Below are 532 nucleotides of genomic sequence, written 5' to 3'. Positions count from 1 at the left end.
GAACGAAACCGCTCGCGCGGTAGGGGCTCCGGTCAGACGCCGGTGGTCACGGAGAGGCCGGCATCGCGGTTCCGTATGTTGGCGAATGAGGCAATCCGCCTCGTTCTCCGGCAGGAGCCCAATCATGACCTCCTCACAGTCAAACGTCAGTCCGCTGCGCCAGCGCATGCTCGACGACATGCGCATGCGCCAGCTTGCCCCCAAGACGCAGGACATTTATCTGCACATCGTGCGTGAGTTCGCCCGGTTTCTCGGGCGCTCACCTGACACGGCCACCGTCGAGGACCTGCGCCGCTACCAGCTCTATCTGGTCGACCACGGCACATCGGCCGTGTCGCTGAACCACGCGATCACCGGCCTGAAGTTCTTCTTCACCGTCACGCTCGACCGGCCCGAACTGATGGTCAGGATGCAACCGGTGCGCGTGCCCCGCGTATTGCCCGTCGTGCTCAGCCCCGATGAAGTGCGGCGGCTCATCGAGGCCGCGGGCAACCTGAAGCACCAGACCGCGCTGTCGGTCGCGTATGGCGCG

1 protein-coding gene is annotated in these 532 nt (G+C 65.2%); it reads left to right on the top strand.

Features of this window, described 5'->3' with window-relative positions:
* Positions 1-124: 124 nt before the first annotated feature.
* Positions 125-532, top strand: a 408-nt coding sequence (locus P0D96_RS48350) for a site-specific integrase (RefSeq protein WP_408321447.1), incomplete at its 3' end; no start/stop codon positions are given.

Source organism: Paraburkholderia sp. RL17-347-BIC-D (assembly GCF_046027915.1).
Lineage (GTDB): Bacteria > Pseudomonadota > Gammaproteobacteria > Burkholderiales > Burkholderiaceae > Paraburkholderia.
Note: the sequence above shows the minus strand (reverse complement) of the source record. Positions and strands in the feature narration are given on the sequence as shown.